This is a genomic window from Streptococcus sp. HMSC076C09 (genome assembly GCF_001837905.1).
Classification (GTDB): domain Bacteria; phylum Bacillota; class Bacilli; order Lactobacillales; family Streptococcaceae; genus Streptococcus; species Streptococcus parasanguinis_I.
The window spans coordinates 61,949-83,576 of record NZ_KV834648.1 but is presented as its reverse complement, the minus strand read 5'-3'; the positions used below and the strand labels follow the sequence as shown (position 1 = coordinate 83,576).

Annotated in this window: 22 protein-coding genes and 1 pseudogene; 12 read left to right on the top strand and 11 right to left on the bottom strand. The window is 42.1% G+C overall.

Going from position 1 to position 21,628, the window contains the following annotated elements:
* Positions 1 to 524: 524 nt before the first annotated feature.
* The 3 genes from HMPREF2704_RS08230 (at position 525) to HMPREF2704_RS08220 (ending at position 2,721) form a co-directional block, all read left to right on the top strand.
* Entirely contained in the window at positions 525 to 1,103 is a 579-nt protein-coding gene (locus tag HMPREF2704_RS08230; RefSeq protein ID WP_070846260.1) for an HD domain-containing protein, read from the top strand.
* A 136-nt stretch (positions 1,104 to 1,239) separates the two neighbouring features.
* On the top strand, positions 1,240 to 2,088 hold the full coding sequence (locus HMPREF2704_RS08225; RefSeq protein WP_049523127.1) for an HAD family hydrolase: 849 nt from the start codon (positions 1,240 to 1,242) through the stop codon (positions 2,086 to 2,088).
* Entirely contained in the window at positions 2,089 to 2,721 is a 633-nt protein-coding gene (locus HMPREF2704_RS08220; RefSeq protein WP_003008759.1) for an SGNH/GDSL hydrolase family protein, read from the top strand. It abuts the gene before it with no gap.
* Between the two features lie 163 nt (positions 2,722 to 2,884).
* On the opposite strand, the pseudogene HMPREF2704_RS08215 reads toward HMPREF2704_RS08220, so the two are convergent.
* Positions 2,885 to 3,133: pseudogene (locus tag HMPREF2704_RS08215) on the bottom strand (TipC family immunity protein); the annotation flags it as partial.
* A gap of 151 nt (positions 3,134 to 3,284) precedes the next feature.
* On the opposite strand from HMPREF2704_RS08215, the gene tnpA reads away from it, so the two are divergent.
* Complete coding sequence (tnpA, locus tag HMPREF2704_RS08210; protein WP_037616840.1) at positions 3,285 to 3,749, top strand: IS200/IS605 family transposase; 465 nt, start codon at positions 3,285 to 3,287, stop codon at positions 3,747 to 3,749.
* 98 nt (positions 3,750 to 3,847) lie between these two features.
* On the opposite strand, the gene HMPREF2704_RS08205 is transcribed toward tnpA, so the two are convergent.
* The 5 genes from HMPREF2704_RS08205 to HMPREF2704_RS08185 form a co-directional block, all read right to left on the bottom strand.
* Positions 3,848 to 4,276, bottom strand: coding sequence for a TipC family immunity protein (locus tag HMPREF2704_RS08205; protein WP_256318696.1), 429 nt, complete (start codon positions 4,274 to 4,276; stop codon positions 3,848 to 3,850).
* Positions 4,277 to 4,371: 95 nt separating this feature from the next.
* Positions 4,372 to 4,998: a hypothetical protein gene (locus tag HMPREF2704_RS08200; RefSeq protein ID WP_049474136.1), complete on the bottom strand. Its 627-nt coding sequence runs from the start codon at positions 4,996 to 4,998 to the stop codon at positions 4,372 to 4,374.
* Entirely contained in the window at positions 4,999 to 6,654 is a 1,656-nt protein-coding gene (locus HMPREF2704_RS08195) for an LXG domain-containing protein (RefSeq protein ID WP_070846214.1), read from the bottom strand. It lies immediately after the preceding gene.
* Complete coding sequence (locus HMPREF2704_RS08190; RefSeq protein WP_256318690.1) at positions 6,645 to 6,992, bottom strand: cingulin; 348 nt, start codon at positions 6,990 to 6,992, stop codon at positions 6,645 to 6,647. The genes HMPREF2704_RS08195 and HMPREF2704_RS08190 overlap by 10 nt, the downstream gene beginning before the upstream one ends.
* Before the next feature lie 5 nt (positions 6,993 to 6,997).
* A complete protein-coding gene (locus HMPREF2704_RS08185; protein WP_003008749.1) occupies positions 6,998 to 7,276 on the bottom strand; it encodes a hypothetical protein in 279 nt (92 codons plus the stop codon).
* Positions 7,277 to 7,506: 230 nt separating this feature from the next.
* Here HMPREF2704_RS08185 and HMPREF2704_RS08180 point away from each other — a divergent pair, with 230 nt between their 5' ends.
* From HMPREF2704_RS08180 to HMPREF2704_RS08155, 6 genes are all read left to right on the top strand, one after another.
* Positions 7,507 to 7,902, top strand: a complete 396-nt coding sequence (locus tag HMPREF2704_RS08180) for a CopY/TcrY family copper transport repressor (protein ID WP_024056337.1) — start codon at positions 7,507 to 7,509, stop codon at positions 7,900 to 7,902.
* Positions 7,903 to 7,920: 18 nt separating this feature from the next.
* Positions 7,921 to 8,292 carry a cupredoxin domain-containing protein gene (locus HMPREF2704_RS08175; RefSeq protein WP_024056338.1) on the top strand — a complete coding sequence of 124 codons (372 nt, stop codon included), beginning with the start codon at positions 7,921 to 7,923 and terminating at the stop codon, positions 8,290 to 8,292.
* 10 nt (positions 8,293 to 8,302) lie between these two features.
* Positions 8,303 to 10,525 (top strand): heavy metal translocating P-type ATPase, encoded by a 2,223-nt coding sequence (locus tag HMPREF2704_RS08170; RefSeq protein ID WP_070846211.1) that lies wholly within the window; start codon positions 8,303 to 8,305, stop codon positions 10,523 to 10,525.
* A 350-nt stretch (positions 10,526 to 10,875) separates the two neighbouring features.
* Positions 10,876 to 12,651, top strand: a complete 1,776-nt coding sequence (gene spxB / locus HMPREF2704_RS08165; RefSeq protein WP_070846209.1) for a pyruvate oxidase — start codon at positions 10,876 to 10,878, stop codon at positions 12,649 to 12,651.
* 109 nt (positions 12,652 to 12,760) lie between these two features.
* Positions 12,761 to 13,108: a VOC family protein gene (locus HMPREF2704_RS08160; protein WP_003008740.1), complete on the top strand. Its 348-nt coding sequence runs from the start codon at positions 12,761 to 12,763 to the stop codon at positions 13,106 to 13,108.
* A 188-nt stretch (positions 13,109 to 13,296) separates the two neighbouring features.
* Positions 13,297 to 14,736: a 6-phospho-beta-glucosidase gene (locus tag HMPREF2704_RS08155; protein WP_070846207.1), complete on the top strand. Its 1,440-nt coding sequence runs from the start codon at positions 13,297 to 13,299 to the stop codon at positions 14,734 to 14,736.
* Between the two features lie 114 nt (positions 14,737 to 14,850).
* Here HMPREF2704_RS08155 and HMPREF2704_RS08150 read toward each other — a convergent pair whose 3' ends face one another.
* Positions 14,851 to 15,384, bottom strand: a complete 534-nt coding sequence (locus HMPREF2704_RS08150; RefSeq protein ID WP_070846205.1) for a hypothetical protein — start codon at positions 15,382 to 15,384, stop codon at positions 14,851 to 14,853.
* A 203-nt stretch (positions 15,385 to 15,587) separates the two neighbouring features.
* Between HMPREF2704_RS08150 and HMPREF2704_RS08145 the strand changes: the two genes are divergently transcribed.
* Both HMPREF2704_RS08145 and HMPREF2704_RS08140 read left to right on the top strand, forming a co-directional pair.
* Positions 15,588 to 16,277 (top strand): response regulator transcription factor, encoded by a 690-nt coding sequence (locus HMPREF2704_RS08145; protein ID WP_070846258.1) that lies wholly within the window; start codon positions 15,588 to 15,590, stop codon positions 16,275 to 16,277.
* Entirely contained in the window at positions 16,277 to 17,164 is an 888-nt protein-coding gene (locus HMPREF2704_RS08140; RefSeq protein WP_070846203.1) for a sensor histidine kinase, read from the top strand. Before HMPREF2704_RS08145 ends, HMPREF2704_RS08140 begins: the two co-directional genes overlap by 1 nt.
* A 20-nt stretch (positions 17,165 to 17,184) precedes the next feature.
* Here HMPREF2704_RS08140 and HMPREF2704_RS08135 read toward each other — a convergent pair whose 3' ends face one another.
* The 4 genes from HMPREF2704_RS08135 to pabB form a co-directional block, all read right to left on the bottom strand.
* Positions 17,185 to 17,937, bottom strand: coding sequence for an ABC transporter permease (locus tag HMPREF2704_RS08135; protein ID WP_006595651.1), 753 nt, complete (start codon positions 17,935 to 17,937; stop codon positions 17,185 to 17,187).
* 54 nt (positions 17,938 to 17,991) lie between these two features.
* Positions 17,992 to 18,900, bottom strand: coding sequence for an ABC transporter ATP-binding protein (locus tag HMPREF2704_RS08130; RefSeq protein ID WP_049497968.1), 909 nt, complete (start codon positions 18,898 to 18,900; stop codon positions 17,992 to 17,994).
* A gap of 285 nt (positions 18,901 to 19,185) precedes the next feature.
* A complete protein-coding gene (locus HMPREF2704_RS08125; RefSeq protein ID WP_070846200.1) occupies positions 19,186 to 19,800 on the bottom strand; it encodes an alpha/beta fold hydrolase in 615 nt (204 codons plus the stop codon).
* The gene (pabB, locus tag HMPREF2704_RS08120; protein ID WP_049483768.1) at positions 19,800 to 21,527 is read right to left on the bottom strand and encodes an aminodeoxychorismate synthase component I; all 1,728 of its coding nucleotides are present in this window, start codon (positions 21,525 to 21,527) and stop codon (positions 19,800 to 19,802) included. Before pabB ends, HMPREF2704_RS08125 begins: the two co-directional genes overlap by 1 nt.
* Between the last annotated feature and the right edge of the window lie 101 nt (positions 21,528 to 21,628).

Here is a 21,628-nt window from a genome sequence, read left to right as displayed (position 1 = left end):
ATGACTAAATTAAGATACAGAGGGCGTCTGCGGATAAAGTCAAAATAGGAAGTTTGACGCAGAATCTTTCGATTCTAGGAGAACTTATCTTTTTGACACAATCCGCAGCCCTTGTTCAATTTGTATTGAGCCCCTTCGCTCTTTAATTTCTGGGCTCAGGCTAAAACAGTTTCCCAAACTGTTTTACTCTCAATAATTCCGAGTGCCTGAAACGTATTGTTTCAGGCACTTTTCTCAAAGCGGAAAGTTTTTGTATTTTCTTGATTCATTCTAAAAATAGGAACTCATTTTTACTTACTTTTAGAATCGATTAACTTATTTTACTTTAAAATAGTTTATCTCATTCTAAAGCTAACCGGTAAGAATAGGTTAGCTTTTTTGCTTGCCTTTGTAGTCTTGTTAGAAAAATGAAGGTGCTCCGAAAAAGGGGGGTATTTTCTTTTTGCAAATACGGGAATTCATTTATGGAAAACCTGATTTTTGGTATGATAGTCGTAATTTCGAATAGGGAGGTTGGAGTCGCCATGAGTGATTTGAATCAGACAGTTGAATTTATTAAAGAAATCGAGAAATTAAAGTCAGTAACAAGGTTTAATAGAACCCTTGATGGACGGTTTGAAAATAGTGCCGAGCATTCTTGGCAGGGTGCGATCGCTGCGATGGTTCTTCAGGATTATTATCCTGAAAAATTGAATATGGAAAAGGTCATGTTTCTGTTACTGATCCATGATTTAGGTGAGATTTATGCTGGAGATACTTGGGTGTTTGATGATGAAAAAAAGCTTCATGCTCATGATAGAGAGCTCACATCTATAGAAAAAACAATGAGCTTCCTTCCAGAAGTAACATATGTGAGTATGAAAAATTCGTGGTTGGAGTTTGAAAAAGAGCAGAGTCCTGAGGCAAGATATGCAAGAGTGATTGACGCATTGGTACCACTGATCAATCACTTGGAAGTGTCAGAAGTCGATTATAATCCCGATCATATCCGTTCAGAGATGGTATTAGAAAAGAAAAAGTTCATAAAAAGTGAATCGGAAGAATTATGGAAACTGACAGAAGAGTTAATTCAGGAAAGTGTGGAAAAGGGCTTATATTCATAAGATCCCCTGGCCATCAGTAGGAACCTTCAACCCAAGAGGAAGCCACCTGTTTTCACGGGTGGTTTTGACTGGCTTGATCTGTGGTATAATGGAACCAGATAATTTACACCCTTTGAAAGGGAAAAGGTTAGATTGTATGATTAAGTTGATTGCAACAGATATGGATGGAACCTTATTAGATGAGCGAGGAGAGGTAGATCTTCCGCGCCTGGAAAGGCTATTGGACCACTTGGATCAAAAAGGGATTCGCTTTGTCATTGCGACGGGAAATGAAATCCATCGCATGCGCCAGCTCTTGGGTCCTTTGGTCAAACGGGTGACTCTAGTCGTCGCCAACGGAGCTCGGATTTTTGAGGATGACCAGATGATTCTAGGAAAATTCTGGGATCGAGAACTAGTAGAGGCGGTTCTTGCTTATTTTAAGGGGCGGGAAATTTCAGACCAGCTGGTTGTGTCAGCTGTCAATGGTGGCTTTGTCAAGGAAGGAACGGTCTTTACAGAAGTTGAGAAATTCATGCAGCCAGAAGTGATTGAAGCCTTGTACAAGCGGATGAAGTTTGTTCCGGAATTGACAGCAGATCTATTTGATCAGGTGCTTAAAATGAGCTTGGTGGTAGGCTTGGATCGTCTTGATCAAGTGAGCCAGGAAGTCCAACAAGCTTTTGGAGATCAGCTGATGGCGGTTTCGAGCGGTTTTGGCAGCATGGATCTCTTACAAGCTGGCATTCACAAGGCTTGGGGACTGGCTCAATTAATGGAGATGTGGCAGCTTAACGCCAGCCAGGTCATGGCCTTTGGTGATAGTGGAAACGACATCGAAATGCTTGAAATGGCAGGTCACTCCTATGCTGTAGCCAATGCAGAAGAAGCTGTCAAAGCTGTTGCCAAACACCTAGCACCGAGCCATCAAGAAGGTGGTGTCTACCAGGTGATCGAAGAGTATCTAGGATTGACCCCCTGGGAACAAGTGAAGGGAGAGAAATAGATGGCGGTACAACTGTTAGAAGACTGGCTCTTAAAGGAGCAGGAGAAAATCATAACAACCTATCGGGAACTCAATCAAGCCCCTCTGAAGGAGCCTGGTTTGATCTTTATCGGAGACTCCATCGTAGAGTATTTTCCCATTCATGAACTATTACAAAGTCCCAAACACATGGTCAATCGAGGAGTGCGAGGCTATAAGACGGATCTCCTTCGTGAGCATCTAGACGCCCATGTCTTTGGAACGGCGGTGGATCAGATCTTTCTCTTGATCGGGACCAATGATATCGGAAAAGAAATTCCTCAAAAGGAAACCTTAGACAATGTAGAAGCGGTCTTACAAGCAATTATGCGGGACTTTCCGCTGACCCACATCAACCTGATCTCGGTTCTACCGGTGAGTCGAGATGAGCGCTACAAACAAAAGGTCTATGTGCGGACCAATGAAAAAATTCAGGCCCTCAACCAGGCCTATCGCGAATTGGCCCAGGCCTACCACCAGGTCAGCTATATTGATGTGTATTCGTCTTTATTGGATGAAAAGGGGCAGTTGGCAGAAGCCTATACGACGGATGGCCTCCATTTAAGTGTGGCTGGTTACCGAGTTCTAGCCCAAGCTCTGCAGGAGACGTTATAGAGAAAACGTCTGTAGCAGGCAACTAGCGTTAACAGTAAAAGCCATGATTTACATGGTTTTTGGCTTGTAAATAATTAGAGTTCACCCAATTTTTTATACATACAAATAAGCGGGCTTCATGACAAAGCTCGCTTTTTCTGTTATGAAAGAAATAACTTATTTTCTAGTTTTTAGATAAATCATCTCTCCAAATATCCTTGACGGTCACATCCCCCCAATTCTTTGGGCTGAAGCGACTAGAGTAGATGGAAGTCCAATCTTTCAGGACTTTATTGCGGAGGACATCATCTTCTTCCTTGCGAATGCCTTCAATAGTCTTTCCATGCTCTGCCAGAAAGGCTTCCACTTGAGACTGTTGATAATATCTCACGCTATTCTCATCCTGATACCACATATAGCGTTCTATTTTTTTATTATGTGACTTTCAGTCCGTCTCGCTCCGTTAGGTGCGAGACAAAAAAACCACCCGCTATGCGGGTGCGCATCGAAGGTTATACCAAAAAAACTCCAAACGCGATACAATTAAGGTGTTCAAGCCAATTGTAAAGCGAAAGGAGAAAAATATGGCTCAAAAAGCACATAGTTTATCACACACAAAATGGATGTGTAAATATCACATTGTGTTCACCCCTAAGTATAGACGAAAAGTGATCTATAATCAATATCGAAGTAGTTTGGGAGAAATATTCCATAGATTATGTAGTTATAAAGGTGTTGAGATTATCGAAGGCCATTTAATGCCAGATCATGTACATATGTTGGTAAGCATTCCACCTAGAATAAGTGTTGCAAGTTTCATGGGATATTTAAAAGGTAAAAGTGCACTAATGATGTTCGATAAACACGCCAATCTGAAATATAAGTTTGGGAATCGACATTTTTGGGCAGAGGGATATTATGTGAGTACAGTTGGCCTCAATGAAGCCACAATAAAGAAATACATTCAGGAACAAGAGCGAAAAGATATTGCTTTAGATAAGTTGAGTGTTAAGGAATATGAAGATCCCTTTAGGGATAGTGGCAAGTAGTACATATGCCTCTTTGAGAGGCTTGTGACGAGTCAAATGCAATAAGGCTTGAACAAAGTGAAAGCCAGCGTCTTTAGGCGCTGGCTAGTTATCTGGGCTTATAGCCCTGGTACAAACCACCCGTTTGACGGGTGGTCATGATTTGTTACACTATATGTATAACTTACATTTATTGTATTTTTTGTCTCAGGGAGTTTTATTCTCATAAAAATAAAAACTTCAGGTGCTCTATAATTCGAAAAATAAAATTGATAACCTAATTTCCCAATGTTTCTAGGCAAGGATGATGCTGTGTATTCAACACTATGTTTATAAACATCTTTTGAATCATTATCCGTAATATGGATATCATTTAAATTATTAAACACACTTTTACGCCATAAAAATTCAATATTCTGGTAATCACTCTTCTCATAATATATTTCATCAAAAATATTATGTATTCGCTGATGCTTATAGTACTGAAAACCACCAAAAGATAAACACAAGGCTATAAAAATTGAAATAAGTAGTAGTCTTTTTTTCATCCTTCTTCTCACACGCATCCATTCTTCTGTCAATTTACAGTTTTTTCAAGTTTACCGATCCACCACTCGCGCTTTAAAGTGGGCTGGCTTATCCTCTACATTGGTGATTGCGAATCTCCACGTTTTCCGAAAGCACCATAAATTCTCCAACCTAAAAGAAAGAGAATTACAGCTAGCGAACAGAACACTATTTGATGGAACAAATGTTCTAGAACAGTTTTTTTCATTTGTTCTACAACTGCATATAATCGCTTTTTAGCTTTCTCCGAACGTTGTTCCCAAACGGTCACTGAAGAACCTGTGCTACTTTCAATCACAGCTTGATTCTCAGCTGCTAATTTCAAATATCTCCCAGCATGACGAAGCCGTTTCTCTCCATTCAACCAACTAATTTCAACACGCTTGTCTCCTTGTAATCGATTATTATAACTGATGGATACCGCCTTATTCTCAGGGGAAATCTTACTTTCAATTTGACTATAGTCGTCCACCACATAGATAAGGCCGATGTTATGTCCATTTTCTTTCGATGTTACTAAATGAATATGCTCATCAAGAGCATGCCAATCCTGATCACTTTTATCTTGAATCCATTGAACCATACTGCTGTTCACATCCATCTTAGAAAATGAAATATATTGGTAGATCGGCTTCAAAATGAACAATAAAAAATAAACAAGCAAAACGAGTGAACAAAAGATAAATTTGTTTTTATTTTTCATTTACTTCTCCTCAATAAGATCATTTTTATCATGAATAATACTTAATAAGAAACGATTAAAAGTATACATTGGATCTCTTCCCCAATGTTCATATACTTCTGGATTTTCTTTAATTTTTGACTCAAGTGTTAACCATTTATCTTGTAAATGTAAAATTCCTTCATCATAATTCCCATTTCCTAAATTAACAACAAATTCGCGTGCTCTTGATTTAGTCTGCGACTCTACCTCATCATAATATTCACTTACAGTTTCAACGTAATCTCTGTTGTTTTTTATTCTATAATAAATATTCACTGCATCAAGATCAGCTTTATAATCGTCATTTCCCATACTTGGAGGAGCTCCGTTAGCACCTGCCACATCACCAAGATAACCTGCTCTCTCATTTAATATTCCGAATATAGTATCTGCTACTTCTTCCATTGGAGATTCATTAAAATAAGTGGAAATAACCGCATTTTGATGAGTATAATCGGCTTTACCACCAAATCTATCTAACATTTCTTCCAGTTGTTCTTTTTGTTGAGTATCTAATTCGTTAAAACTACTTATACCAAATATTGCATCTGCTGCTATGTTTAGTTTTTCTTCAACAATTTCTTTTGAATCACTTTCCTTTATTGCAACTAATCCCGAATACTTATGTTGATTCACTAACGCTTTTTTTATTAAATCAATTTTAGGATCTTTAAAACCAAGGTTATTCATCTCTTTTACAAAGTGTTCTTCTGCTTTTTGTGATGGTAATCCTGCAGTATAATACCATGAAATTCCTGAATAGGAGATTTCAGCCATTAACCGAATAAATTCTATGTTGGCTTTTTTTGCTCCATATTTATTTCTTAATTTTTCATACAAATCATATATTATTTTTGATTCAGTCTCATTAAAACCATAAGCAACTTGTAGAGTATTTATAAATCGTCCTTCTGAAAAAGATAAACTCTTATCAATTGGATTTAAGTCATGATTCTTAAGTGTAGTATTCTTCATTTTATCAAACCAAGTCATGTCTACACCGTCTACATAATAGTTACCATTATTATCGACAATAATCTTACTTAGCTGTGTGGCTCCCTGGATTGCTAAGGATAAAACTTGTAGGCTATCACTGAAATATTGAGAAACCTGCAACACAAACCATTCTAACTTCTCAATTTTGTCTTTCAGTTCGTCAATCCCCATCTGTAATTGGTATTCCAACTCATGTAAGGCATTATTTTTTGAGATATGATTTCCCAAATTTCCAGTTCCTAAAGCACCTATTATACTCCGAAGTTTTTCGTTTTCCCTTATCTGTGTCTTTACTTCTGCTAACTGTTTTTCTCTTGTTTCTTTCTGAGTTTTCAAATCATCTAAATCTAACTCGCCAAATCCTGAAATGACGGCATCTGCACTCTTATATGAGGACAACTCTGTCTGAATGTCATCTATAGCTGATTGAAGTTTTTTTATTGATGGAATGATGATCTCTGAAAATAGATTTTTCCCTGCAGTGTATGCTGCACCCTGTAATTTACCTGATTCAAGGACAGAAATTAAATGATCACTACCACTAGAGAGTCTATCTGTTATTTCATTTGCAATCTCAATATTACTATTCATTGCCTCAATCAATGAACTTGACTCTGAAGAACTATACTTTATTCCCATGGTAGACTATTCCTTTCATGTATTAACTTTTCTTTTTTCATGTCTATATCTTTTAATAATTTCTTTGCTTCATAATCAAAGCCGTCAAGCTGATTATTCCCATATTGTTCAACTTTCAGTTCTAGCTCTCTCGTTTCTTGGATGAATCTTTGGTTTTGTAGATTTACTGATAATCTTTGTTCTGCATTAATAGAAATGTTTCTAAATTGCTCTATAAAATTCTCCAAAGATTGTTCACGACGTTTTTTCAAATTACGAAGTTCATCTTCTTCATGTTCGAGTTGAACTATTTGGTGAAATAGTCTATCTCTCTCTTTTTCATTAATGTCTTGTTTCACTAGACTTAACTCCTCCAACGTTGAGCCTGCTCAATATCTCTTTTTTCCATTGTTTCAGCAATTTGAGGAAATTTATTGGCCTGAATTAAAACAGCTTCGCTAAACTTTCCAACTGCTTCAAGCATTTGATTGGTCACTTCCTTACCATTTTCCATCCCTGTAATACCAGAAGAATAACTAAACTCTACTTGTTTGTTGTCTTTCTGAGATACATCTAAACCAAGTAATTCACCAATAGCAGCCTGAGCTTCTATTGGACTGGACTTAATTTGAACTTTATCCATAATACGTTCCTCCTCTACAATTCATTTTAGGTTCTATCTTATCATACTTTTTAGGAAAAGACATTTAAATTCCATGTAGAAGAGATACGAATGATATATCAAAAAGCTCAATCAGACAAATCTTCAAAGGAAGATTTGTTTTTTTTAAAATCTTTTGGTTGACAAATGTAAATCTTAGGAGTAAAATAGCATCATAAGATTTACAAATGTAGATTTAGAAAGGAGAAGCCATGCAAATTTCCAATGCGGAATGGCGCATCATGAAAATTATCTGGATGGAAGGCAAGCAGACCAGCAGGGATTTGATCGCCGTCTTGTCCGAGCGCTTTGACTGGTCCAAGTCGACCATCAAGACCCTCTTGACGCGCTTGGTTGAAAAGGGCTGTCTGACCAGAGAAAAATCTGGCAAAGCCTTTGTCTACTCGGCTTTGTTGAAGCAGGACCAGAGTTTAGACTTGGTGGTTGAGGAGGTGAAAGACAAGGTTTGCTCAAAAAGAATTGTCCAGGTGCTTGAAAACTTGATTCAGGAGAGTGACTTTACGCTTGCAGATCTTAATCAGCTGCAGCAGGTCCTGGAAGAAAAGAAAGCAGAGGCTGTCGCAACAGTCCGCTGCAATTGTATGTAATAGAAAGAAGGAAATTCCATGTTTGGATTGTTAATTAGTATTGTTTGTTTACTTTTGGTTGCTTTTATTGCTTGGTGGTTCTTTGCAGAGCATGAAAAGGTAAGCGGCCACGCTCGTCAGAAATCAGGTTATCAAGAAATTGAAGTCGAAGTCATGGGGGGCTATTCGCCTGAAACCATTGTCCTGAAAAAAAATGTTCCAGCCCGGATCATCTTTAATCGCAAGGATCCATCTTCATGTCTGGCTCAAGTGATCTTTCCAGATTTTGGCGTTCATGAAGATTTGCCTTTAGGTGAAAAACATGTCATTGAAATTACGCCAGAAAAAGCGGGCGAATATGGGTATTCATGTGGAATGAACATGATGCATGGTCAAATGATTGTGGAATAAAGGAGTAGGTATGGCAGAAAAACAAAAAGCAGTTGTGGAAAACGGAGTGCAAAAGATCCGTATTACAGCAGAAAAGGGCTATAGTCCCAAAGAATTTCAACTTCAAAAAGGGATCCCTGCTGAAATCACCTTCCATCGGGTCAATCCTTCCGGCTGTTACAAGGAAATTTTGTTTGAAGATCAGGGGATTTTAGAGCCTTTGGAAGTCGGTGTGGATAAGGTGATATCCTTTACCCCGACAGAAACAGGGGACTTCGAGTTTTCATGTGGAATGAAGATGCAAAAGGGTTCCTACACGGTTGTGGAAAAACGCCGTCGTGTCTTAGGTTTACTGGGTCGCTTTTGGATTACTAGTATCTTTACTCTTCCTTTATTGATCTTGATGATCGGGATGATGGCAGGATTTGTATCCCATTCAGTCAGTCACTGGGGGACTTTTCTAGCGACAACACCGATCATGTTGGTAGCAGGAGTTCCTTTTATCAAGAGTGCCTGGGCCTCATTTAAGAAGCACCATTCCAATATGGATACCTTGGTAGCTCTTGGAACCCTGGTAGCCTATGTCTATAGTGTATTTGCCCTTTTTACTGGTCAGCCAGTATACTTTGAGGCTGCGGGTTTTATCATCTTCTTTATCCTCTTAGGACAAGTCTTTGAGGAACGGATGCGTAACAATGCCTCCGAGGCTGTGGAAAAGTTGTTGGATTTGCAGGCAAAAACGGCTCAAGTTCTCCGTGATGGGAACTATGTCGAGGTGGCGGCAGAAGATATCCAAATTGATGACTTGATTCGGGTCCGTCCTGGGGAAAAGATTGCGGTTGATGGGACGATTGTAGAAGGAAGTACGACCATTGATGAGTCGATGGTGACAGGTGAAAGCTTGCCTGTGGAAAAATCAGTTGGTGATGCAGTTATCGGCTCCACTATCAACAGCAATGGGACCATTCTCTTTAAGGCTGAAAAAGTCGGTAGTGAGACCCTCTTATCTCAAATTGTGGACTTTGTCAAAATGGCCCAATCCAGTCGTGCTCCCATTCAAGATTTGACGGATAAGATTTCAGGTATCTTTGTTCCAGTGGTGACGATTTTGGCCATTGCGACTTTCTGGGTTTGGTCCGTGCTTCTGGGCGCGTCGCTTCAAGAGGCCATGCTCTATGCAGTCTCTGTCCTCATTATTGCCTGTCCTTGTGCCCTTGGTTTAGCAACCCCAACAGCCCTCATGGTCGGAACCGGCCGTAGTGCCAAGATGGGGGTTCTGATTAAAAATGGAACAGTTCTTCAAGAAGTGCAAAAGATTCAAACCGTTGTGTTTGATAAGACAGGGACTATTACCATTGGCCAACCACTTGTAACCGATGTTGTAGGAGATGAAGCGCGTGTCTTGACACTGGCTGCTAGTCTTGAAACTTTTTCAGAACATCCACTAGCCCAAGCGGTGTTATCCCAAGCAGAAGAAAAAGGTTTGGTGTTATCCCCTGTGGAAAACTTCCAAGCGATTGAAGGAAAAGGGGTCCAAGGTCAGATCGACCAGCAGTTGGTGACCTTGGGAAATGGCAAACTTCATGACGGGACAGCGATGGATCCGGAGCTTGAAAAACGGATGGTAGAGTTGCAAGAGCAGGCCAAAACAGTGATCAGTTTGTCTGTGGATGGGCAAGTGATTGGCTTGATTGCCATTCAAGATGCTCCGAAGGCCAGCTCAAAAGAAGCGATCAAAAAGCTCAAAGAACGGGGCTTGAAAACGGTCATGTTAACGGGGGATAATGAACGGGTGGCCCAAGCTATTGCTAAGCAAGTGGGAATTGACACCGTCATTGCTGATGTCCTTCCTCAAGAAAAAGCTAGCGCCATCCAAAAACTGCAAGAAACTAGCAAGGTCGCCTTTGTTGGAGATGGGATCAATGATGCTCCAGCTCTCTCGATCGCGGATGTGGGGATCGCTATGGGATCTGGAACGGATATTGCGATCGAGTCCGGTGGCATCGTGCTCACGCAAAATGATTTGCTTGGCGTTGTGCGCGCCTTTGACATGAGTCAAAAGACCTTCCGCAGGATCTTACTCAATCTCTTCTGGGCCTCTATCTACAATATCCTTGGGATTCCAATTGCTGCTGGAGTCTTTGTAGGACTGGGATTGACCCTCAATCCAGAACTAGCAGGTCTTGCTATGGCCCTTAGTTCTTTGTCTGTTTTGACTAGCTCGCTGCTTCTCAATGTTGCGAAAATTGATTAATGGGAACAAAAAGTGATACAGAATTTTGTATCACTTTTTGTTCGATTTCCTACAGCTACAAGTCTTAGAGGTGCATGTAAATTATAATAAAATATCCTATTCTACTATAGTTTGTGAAATTTTCTCAAAAAAGAGCATCTGTTATGTAATAGGGATTGAGCATCTCTGAGCAGATTCTTATACATGTGCATCTCTTTGTGATAAATTAATACTGTAATCGTTTTGTAAATCGTTTTCATGAGAAATGTCAGAAAAAACTCATTTTCAAAACGAAACCTGATCGCAAAGATGAAGTAGAAGCGCTATGCTACATTTTTAAAGGATCAAAATAGATTTAAAGGAGAGTTAGAATGACTCAAGGGAAAATTACTGCATCTGCAGCAATGCTTAACGTATTGAAAACATGGGGCGTAGATACCATCTACGGGATCCCATCAGGAACACTCAGCTCATTGATGGACGCTTTGGCTGAAGACAAAGATATCCGATTCTTGCAAGTTCGCCACGAAGAAACAGGTGCTCTTGCAGCGGTTATGCAAGCTAAATTTGGCGGTTCTATCGGTGTTGCAGTTGGTTCAGGTGGACCTGGTGCAACTCACTTGATCAACGGTGTTTACGATGCAGCTATGGATAACACTCCATTCCTTGCTATCCTTGGATCACGTCCAGTTAACGAATTGAACATGGATGCCTTCCAAGAGCTTAACCAAAACCCAATGTACAATGGTATCGCTGTTTACAACAAACGTGTAGCTTACGCAGAGCAATTGCCAAAAGTGATTGATGAAGCTTGCCGTGCTGCCGTTTCTAAAAAAGGTCCAGCTGTCGTTGAAATTCCAGTAAACTTTGGTTTCCAAGAAATCGACGAAAACTCATACTACGGTTCAGGTTCATACGAGCGTTCATTCATCGCTCCTGCTTTGAACGAAGTTGAAATCGACAAAGCTGTTGAAATTTTGAACAACGCTGAACGTCCAGTTATCTACGCTGGTTACGGTGGTGTTAAAGCTGGTGAAGTAATCACTGAATTGTCACGTAAAATCAAAGCACCAATCATCACAACTGGTAAAAACTTCGAAGCGTTCGAATGGAACTACGAAGGTTTGACAGGTTCTGCTTACCGTGTTGGTTGGAAACCAGCTAACGAAGTGGTCTTTGAAGCAGACACAGTTCTTTTCCTTGGTTCAAACTTCCCATTTGCTGAAGTTTACGAAGCATTCAAAAACACTGAAAAATTCATCCAAGTGGATATCGACCCTTACAAACTTGGTAAACGTCACGCCCTTGACGCTTCAATCCTTGGTGATGCAGGTCAAGCAGCTAAAGCTATCCTTGATAAAGTAAACCCAGTTGAGTCTACTCCATGGTGGCGTGCAAACGTGAAGAACAACCAAAACTGGCGCGATTACATGAACAAACTCGAAGGTAAAACTGAGGGTGAATTGCAATTGTATCAAGTTTACAATGCAATCAACAAACATGCTGATCAAGACGCTATCTACTCAATCGACGTAGGTGATACTACTCAAACATCTACTCGTCACCTTCACATGACACCTAAGAACATGTGGCGTACATCTCCACTCTTTGCGACAATGGGTATTGCCCTTCCTGGTGGTATCGCTGCTAAGAAAGACAATCCAGATCGCCAAGTATGGAACATCATGGGTGACGGTGCATTCAACATGTGCTACCCAGACGTTATCACAAACGTTCAATACGACCTTCCAGTTATCAACGTTGTCTTCTCAAATGGTAAATATGCCTTCATCAAGGACAAATACGAAGACACAAACAAACACTTGTTTGGTTGTGACTTCCCTAATGCTGACTATGCGAAAATCGCTGAAGCGCAAGGTGCTGTAGGATTCACTGTAAACCGTATCGAAGATATCGATGCAGTCGTTGCAGAAGCTGTTAAATTGAACAAAGAAGGTAAGACAGTTGTGATCGATGCCCGCATCACACAACACCGTCCACTTCCAGTAGAAGTACTTGAGTTGGATCCAAAACAACACTCAGAAGAAGCAATCAAAGCCTTCAAGGAAAAATACGAAGCTGAAGAGCTTGTACCATTCCGTCTCTTCTTGGAAGAAGAAGGGTTGCAATCACGCGTAATCAAATAATTCCTCTCGTCGAAAATCAAAAGTAAACATTGTAGATTTTATGCATTGATTTTCTTAGAGAGAAACTTAAAAGATCGGAGCAATCCGGTCTTTTTATGGAGGATAGTAAATGAATTTAAATCAGTTAGATATCATCGTTTCAAATATTCCCCAGGTCTGTGCTGACTTGGAGCATATTTTGGATAAAAAAGCCGATTATGTTGACGACAGTTTTGCTCAGTTCACGATTGGCAGTCACTGTCTCATGTTGTCTCAAAATCATTTGGTTCCTTTGGAAAACTTTCAGTCAGGAATCATTCTTCATATCGAGGTTGAGGATGTAGACCAGAACTACAAACGGTTGAAAGAGCTTGGTATCCAAGTTTTAAACGGTCCAGTTGTAACCGATTGGGGAACCGAAAGCCTGCTAGTTGAAGGCCCAGCTGGTTTAGTGATTGATTTTTATCGTATGAAATAGGTAATTCTATTATCAAAAAATTTAAACGTTCTTGGAGTGGAACTTAAAAAGATCGGAGCCATCCGGTCTTTTTATGTTCCCAAGTGTCGGAGTTACCTTAGAATAGTATCAGTTTTTCATAGGATCTTGTAGGATTTTTTGGAAAGAGAAAGGTATAATAGAACTATCAAATCAAGTGAGGTAGAGAGATGACCGACAAACTTCAATTTCCAGATGGTTTCCTTTGGGGTGGTGCGACGGCTGCTAACCAGTGTGAGGGAGCTTATAATGAAGACGGCCGTGGCTTGGCCAATGTGGATGTGGTGCCGATTGGGCCTGATCGGCACGCCATTATTACAGGTCAGAAAAAGATGTTCGATTTTGAAGAGGGCTATTTTTATCCGGCTAAGGATGGCATTGATATGTACCATCGCTACAAGGAAGACATTGCGCTCTTTGGGGAAATGGGCTTTAAAACCTATCGTTTGTCCATTGCCTGGTCTCGGATCTTTCCTAAAGGAGATGAACTAGAGCCGAATGAAGCAGGTCTACAGTTCTATGAAGACCTCTTTAAGGAGTGCCATAAGTATGGCATTGAACCCTTGGTGACCATTACCCACTTTGACTGTCCCATGCATTTGATTACTGAGTATGGAGGTTGGCGTAGTCGCAAGATGTTGGAATGTTATGAACGTCTCTGCCGGACCCTCTTCACTCGCTACAAGGGCTTGGTCAAATACTGGCTAACCTTTAATGAGATCAATATGATCCTCCATGCGCCTTTTATGGGAGCGGGTCTCTGCTTTGAAGAAGGGGAGAATGAGGAGCAAATCAAATACCAGGCGGCTCACCATGAGTTGGTCGCTTCAGCCATTGCCACCAAGCTAGCCCATGAGATTGATCCTAACAATAAGGTCGGCTGTATGCTAGCAGCAGGGCAAAACTATCCGCATACCTGTGCTCCACGAGATGTCTGGGCTGGTCTAGAAGAAGACCGCAAGAACTATTTCTTCATCGATGTGCAGGCGCGTGGGGAATACCCTAACTATGCCAAGAAAGAGTGGGAGCGTCAGGGAATCACGGTCGAGATGACGGAGCAGGACCTGCAATTGTTGAAAGACCATACGGTGGACTTTATTTCCTTCTCCTACTATGCCAGTCGGGTCGCTTCTGGGGATCCAGCTGAAAGGGAGAAAACAGCGGGCAATATCTTTGCCTCTCTGAAGAATCCCTACCTAGAAAGCTCAGAATGGGGTTGGCAGATTGACCCTCTTGGTCTCCGCATTACCCTCAACACCATCTGGGATCGTTATCAAAAGCCTATGTTTATTGTAGAAAATGGACTAGGCGCCGTTGATACCCCAAATGAAGCCGGGGAGATTGAGGATGACTACCGGATTGACTACCTGGCTGCCCATGTCAAGGCCATGCGAGATGCCATTAACGAAGATGGTGTTGTCCTCTGGGGATATACGACTTGGGGCTGTATTGACCTGGTCTCTGCCGGGACTGGAGAAATGAAGAAGCGCTACGGCTTTATCTATGTCGATCGGGACAATGAAGGGAAAGGAACCCTAGCCCGTTCGCGCAAGAAATCCTTCTATTGGTACAAAGAAGTCATTGCGACCAATGGGGCTTCTGTTAAATAAAAGTTTTCGGTACTTGCTCGCCAACTCTCTCCTATAAACGAAAAAGCTTAGAATCCCACTCACAAGCTGGGGTCCTAAGCTTTTTGTATGTAGTTTAGCTAAATCGTTACGGATTTACTGGTCGTAATCTAAGACGTTGTTCTCGATGACAAACTTAGATTCAGCGGAAATGTTGGCTTCTCCTAGTTGCAACTGAGAACTTCCGTCTGGTTTCATGATGTGCCACTGACCGTCCTTGTGGGCAAAGATAGCCTGAAATGTGACGTTATCACTCTTGTTTCGAATAGGTAGAACAAATGCTTGATCAGTATTCTCTAAGAGAATCTCTTCTTTTTTTTCAAAGTTATAGATATAAAACTGCCCAGTTCTTTGTCCCAAACCATGAAGTTCATCGGCTTTTTGACAATTCTCAAACTTATTCCGAACAAGGGATTCATTATAAATCTTGTTGAAGGTTTCGTTCCGTTTCTTCGTTTCTTCCTCGTCTAGTGTTTTCTGAAACTCTGCAACCTTATTAGTCGTTTGAATGGTTTGTCTGTTTTGCTCCCTGATTTGCTGGCGGTGGATAACTCGCATCATTCTTGCAGCAACGCCCAGGATGACGAGGATGGATACAAGGCTGATTTTAGTTTTGGCGTTATTTTTCATAGATGATTCTCCCTATTCTATCATTGGTCCTATTATACCCTTTGAAAGAAAGGATAGTCAAGTTCATCTTGTGATGACCTAACATGCAGATTTGCAGGGGTACTATAGGATTTTATCAGATTTTCATTGACGAAGGTCCCTTTATTTGATAGGCTAGAGGAATAGAAATGATTTGGAGTTCAAAGGAAAAAGGAGTGAGGCAAGTGGCACGGGTTTTATTAATCGAGGATAATAATGATATCCAAGAAATTTTATACAGTCTCTTAGGTGAAGAACATGAGGTCCTTCAGGCTTTTTCAGGTACAGAAGGGCTGCGGGTCTTCCAGCAAGAAGCCATTGATTTGGTCCTTCTCGATATCATGCTTCCTGGGAAAAATGGGGATCAGGTCCTGGAGGAGATCCGTTTGCAGGGTCAGGTGCCAGTCATCATGATGACCGCTCTTGGAGACAAACACCTCATTAGCCAGTATCTCCTTGCAGGTGCTAATGATTATATCGTCAAGCCCTTTAATCTGGACGAAGTGGCAGCTCGGGTAACGGTGCAGCTGAGAAATAACAACACTCCGGCACAGGAATCTCCATCATCGAAAAAGCTGACTTTTAAAAATCTGGTCCTGAACCCAGAAACCTTTGAATTGGAGTCTGGCGAACAGACGCTTCGCTTGGGAAAAAAAGAATTTCAAATTTTTGAGACCTTACTGGCGCATCCAAAGAAGATTTTTACCAAGGAAGAATTGTATGAAGCGGTCTGGGAAGAAGTTTATCTGCCTGGAGATAATACGCTCAATGCCCAGTTGAGCAACCTCCGAAAGAAAATTGCTCAGCTCGATCCTAATGAGGACTATATTGAAACCGTCTGGGGCTTGGGAGTTCGCCTGAAAGGAGACAAGTAATGTGGGGATTGGTTCTAGTTCTAGTCGTCCTTGTCCTTCTATTTGGACTGGGTTACCTTCGCCTACTCTCTGCTCTCAAAGATTTGCAGGAGCAAATTCGAAAGAAGCTCCAAAATGGGAGTGGGGTACGGTTGACCTCTCAGGTTTCAAAAAAAGAATTGGTCGCCTTGACCAAGCAGGTCAGTGATCTCTTTGATCAGATCGAGCGGACCAATCGGATTGCCTTTCAAGAGAAAAAAACCTTGGATATGGCCATCAGTAATATTGCTCACGATATTCGGACACCTTTGACCATTGCGTCGGGCTATACCCAACAAATCATCAAAGGAGGGACGCAAGAAGAGGAAAAGCTGAAGAAAATTGCTTCCAATCTTCAAGTCGTCTCAAAACGCTTGGAATCTCTCTTGGAGTACAGACGCTTGATGGAGGGAGCTATTCAACCTCGGATTTCAGAGGTCAATCTCAGCCAAGTCCTAACTCAGCAGTTATTCCAGTATTACGATAGCTTGTCTGAGGCGGGGATTGCCTTAGAGGTAGAGCTAGAAGAGCATCTTCATTATGCTACGGATCCAGAGCTCTGGGAGCGCCTCTTGCAAAATATGCTCAGTAATGTCCTCAAGCATGGGAAGGATCAGGCGCGTTTAACCTTAATGTCGGACGCGGACACGATTCGGGTCGAGCTACGCAATATTGTGCAACAACCGATCCAGCACTTAGATCAATTAGCTAGTCGCTTCTATTCTGAAAATCTGTCGGATACAGAAGAGTCTTCCGGCTTAGGCCTTTACATCATTCAAAATTTTGTAGAGATCTTAGGGGGAGACTTGCAACTGGCAACGGAGGCAGACTGGTTTATCTTGACCATTACACTAAGAAAAAAGGCTTGAGCACTGCTCAAGTCTTTTTGTTATAAATCTTTGTGTTTAAAAGTAGCCAGTCCTAGGAAGCCGAAAACAAGGATGAATCCAAGGGCGATCGAGAGGGTGTTGGTTGTTGCTGTTGTGCTCTGTACCATGGAATATTGGAATTCCAAGTTTAGATAGTGGAGAATATCAATATCTTTAAGGAAGAGCGCAGGAAGGCTTAAGAGGATATTTCCAATGAAGTAGCCAACGAAGGCCAAGGTGATGGATTGGCTGGCATAAAGAAGGAAGGAAATGATGCTGACCCAAGCCAAGGTGGAAAGGAACTGAATCAGCACGGTCAGTCCAAAATGAGCAAGGAAGTGCTCTGGCATGGTGCCAAGTCCATTGTAGAGCGTCGCGATCAAGAAGACGAGACCATAAGAAACAAGAAATTGGAAGAGAGCAATGGTCAGAACAACGGCGCTTTTGGCAAAGTAGTAACTGGTGCGAGAAACGCCATAGGCCAGACTATTCTTGTATAAGTTTTGCGTTAAGTCTGTTCCCAGGACCAAGGTGATGACAATAATGGTAAAGAGGATAGTCACACTGATGCTGGAAGAGTAGTTGGTCAAGGCTTTAAAGCCCGTCCAAACTTCGGTTGCTTGGGGTAATTTGGATTCCGTATTGACGCCGACGTGGCCGGTAGCTCCAAAGATGACTCCAGACAGGATGTTGAGAACGAGGATGGCTTCTGTAATCCAAAAACCTTTAGAGCGAAAAAGTCTGTAAAAATCTGCTTGAATGGTATGCAACATGATAAATCTCCTAAATGAAATATGTGGGATAAGTAATGCAAGACGGTGGGTTGACTAGTCTACCAAGTCCGTAAAGAATTTTTCCAGATCTTGGCGGGCATAGTAGATTTCATCCACGTCAATATCTGCTTGAACGAGGGCTTTGACAATGACTTTAATATCGTGAGTCTGGCCGAAGATATGGATTTCTCCATCCTTATCGATGACCTTGATACGGTGATGGAGTTGATCCTGGATCAGTTGACTGGCAAGGGCTAGCTGGCTAGTCTTGAGGATGATGTAATCTTCTCCTTGTTCTTCGAATTCAGCCTTGCTAATTTCTTTAATCAGGCGTCCTTGGTCGACAATACCAAAACGATTGGCAACCAGATAAAGTTCGGACAGGATGTGACTGGAAATGAGGATGGTCATACCGAGTTCATCGTTGAGGCGCTTGATCATCTGACGGAATTCCTTGATTCCGACTGGATCGAGACCATTGATGGGTTCGTCCAAAATAAGGAAATCTGGCTTAGCAATGAGCGCAATCGCAATCCCCAACCGTTGTTTCATCCCTAGCGAAAAATCACGGAATTTCTTCTTACCCGTATTATTCAGGCCGACATAGTTCAGGGTTTCTTTGATGACCTGGTCGGGATTGGGGATATGGCGAGCCTTGCAATAATAGACCAGGTTTTGATAAGCGGTCATATGCTTGTGGGCCACGGGACTCTCGATGACGGATCCGACCCGTTTCAGGGCTTGCGTCCACTGGGAGCGATTTGTAGAAGAAAAGAGAGAGACGCTTCCGTCAGTTTCCTGAATTAGTTGGGTGATGACCTTGATGAGGGTGGTTTTCCCTGCGCCATTTTTACCGATCAGGCCGTAGACGTCGCCTTTGCGAATGGTGAGATTCACATCATTTAAGGCGTATTGATGACCAAATTTTTTACTCAAATGGGAAATTTCTAATACTTTTTCCATGGTTTTCTCCTTCGTCCAAATGACTAGTTGTTTTCTTTACACTCTTAGTATACAACCTGCTTTTCAAATAACTATCAAGCAATTCTCAAATATTTCTAAAAAAAGAGAGTGGGACGGAAATCGGTCATTCGTTAGAATTCGATTTCGTCGTCCCACCTCCGCACAGTTGAGTATGGCTGTAAAAGCTGATGAAATCAGCGTAGTAGAGCCCACTCAACCACTGCGTCTTGCTCGACAATCCAAAAATAATTGAGAGGCTAGGATTTTTGTCCCAGCCTCTTCATTTTAAAACCCAGCAACAAATTCCTTGATGGCTTGCGCGAGTTCATAGGGTTTATCGGTATTGAGTAGATGGCCTCCGTCTGCGATTTCTTGATAGCAGCCTTTTGGCAGGAGCTTGGCCAATTTTTTAGAAGAAGATTGATTGGCCCAATCTCTGCTACCACAAACAACCAAGCTAGGGAGAGGGCAAGCTTTAACGGTATCGGTTAAATTGAGCCCTTTTAATTCGGTCAAGATTTGAAGCATCTGTTGTTTATTGGCATCTTGTTTTTCAAAGACATGCTTGGGAAGCAGACGAAAGAGGAGGATCTGGAGCCGATAGAGGGGATTGGTGTTAAGTTTGTATTGTGTTCCTACAAGGACTAAGCCCTTGAGTTGCGGGAAGTCTTGTCTGGAGAGATCAAGAGCGAGCACGCCACCTAGTGAGAGTCCTACCAGAATAAAGGGTTCGCTTTCTTGCTGGAGGCGCTCCATCAACCTTTCTTTGACTTCCTGATAGCTTTCTTTTGGATGGGAGAAAATATCAAAAGTTTTGGAGTGCAAGGGTGAAAGTGCAAATTGGACTCCTTGCCAAGAGAGGACATCTTGCCCTAGTCCATGTAAAAAAATAAGTTTCATCAGGAATCCTTTCTTTGAAAATCGAGTTCGTAGAGACCACGAAGAGCATTGCAGGCATAAATACGATCAGCGTCTGTTAAATCGTTCAGAGTCAAGAGTTTTTCTTCCACCTGCTGGGTCTCAAGAAGATGGCGCCGATAAATGCCATCGAGTAAGGGGAGGTGAGCTGGTGGGGTATAGAGTTGTCCCTCTATCTCCAGCACCAGATTGCCAATCGTCGTCTCTAGCAAGGTTCCGTCTGGCAGATGGAAAATTTGCTCGTGATCTGACTGGTTGAGATGGTCTCTCTGACTCGTTTTGAAATAAGTAAATGGCGTCGCTAAATCAAGCTTCTGCTCTGTCAGTTGGGCCTGTAGATAGCTAGCTGGCAAGTCTGTCAGCTCCGTGATTACTAGGTGAAAGGTCCCGTTTTTTTGCAAGGCAATCCGACAACGATAATCAAGGTTGGACTCCAAATGAGCAAGCTCTTCTTGAAGTTCTTTCAGGAGCTTCGACTCATCATAAGGATTGGCAAAGTAGCGACTAGCTTCCCTCAAGCGTGTTAAATGTTGGTCTAAGAAAGTCAACTCTCCTTGGTGGATGCGGCCGGTCGTCAGGAGCTCAAAGTGAGACTCTTGTCGGTAGAGGACAGCCGATTTTTGCTTGGTTTCCTGGTATTCACCTTCCCATTTGCTATCCCAAGTGATGCCTCCTCCCACGCCATAGATGGCTTGATCCCCCTGCATTTGAAGGGTCCGGATGGCTACATTAAAAATCCGTTTCCCTTTTGGAAGAAGGATGCCGATCGTTCCACAGTAGACACCTCGAGGAGACTTCTCCGTCTTTTGGATGATTTCCATAGTGGAGATCTTCGGTGCTCCTGTAATCGAGCCACAAGGAAAGAGAGCTCGGAAGGTTTGGATCAGGTCGATTTCAGCTCGTAAGCGACTTTCAATGGTCGAGGTCATCTGCCAAACAGTGGAGTATTGCTCGACTTGGCAGAGATGGGTCACCTGCTCACTTCCAATCTCCGAAATCCGGTTCATGTCATTGCGGAGGAGGTCGACGATCATCATGTTTTCTGCTCGATTTTTCGGGTCGGCTTCTAGCCAAGCAGCCTCTTGAAGATCCTCTTGGTTGGTGAGACCACGGTGCGTCGTTCCTTTCATGGGGCGCGTGGTCAGTAGCCGGTCGTCTTGCTCAAAAAAGAGCTCAGGACTGATGGAGAGGATGGAGACATCATCGTGCTGGATGAAGGCATTGTAATGGGCTTTCTGCTCTACCACCAAGCGATTGTATATAGCCAAAGGATCTGCTTTTAGCTCTTGAGAAAGCTGGACAGTGTAGTTGACCTGGTAGGTATCTCCCTGGCGGATATGGTGATGGATGGTCTCGATGGCTTCTTGATAAGCAGGTGCCTCTACCTCTTCCTTCCAATTGGCTGGAAGATCCACAGCTTCATAGTGCTCTGGGAAAGGAAGGGTTTCGACCTCCTCGTGGATCGTAAAATAGAGGAGATACTCTCCCATAAGAGGTGCTGGATGGACAGCAAACTTCTTCTCAAAAGCAGGAGCAGCCTCATAGCTGACATAGCCAACCGCATAAAAGCCTTGCTCCTGGTAGGCTTCGACTTCTCTAAGAAGATCCTCTACCTGGTCGAGGTTTCTAGTTTTTAATTCCTTTATGGACTTGGTGAAAAGGTAGCGCAAACCAAGCTCTTTAAAATCAATAATCGTTTGTTTATGCATGCTTTTAGTATATCAAAAATAGAGGAAAAAAGGTAGATAAGGATGCAAGATTCCTTGCTTGGCCTTCCCTTTCATGCTAAAATAACCATAGAAACTGCTTT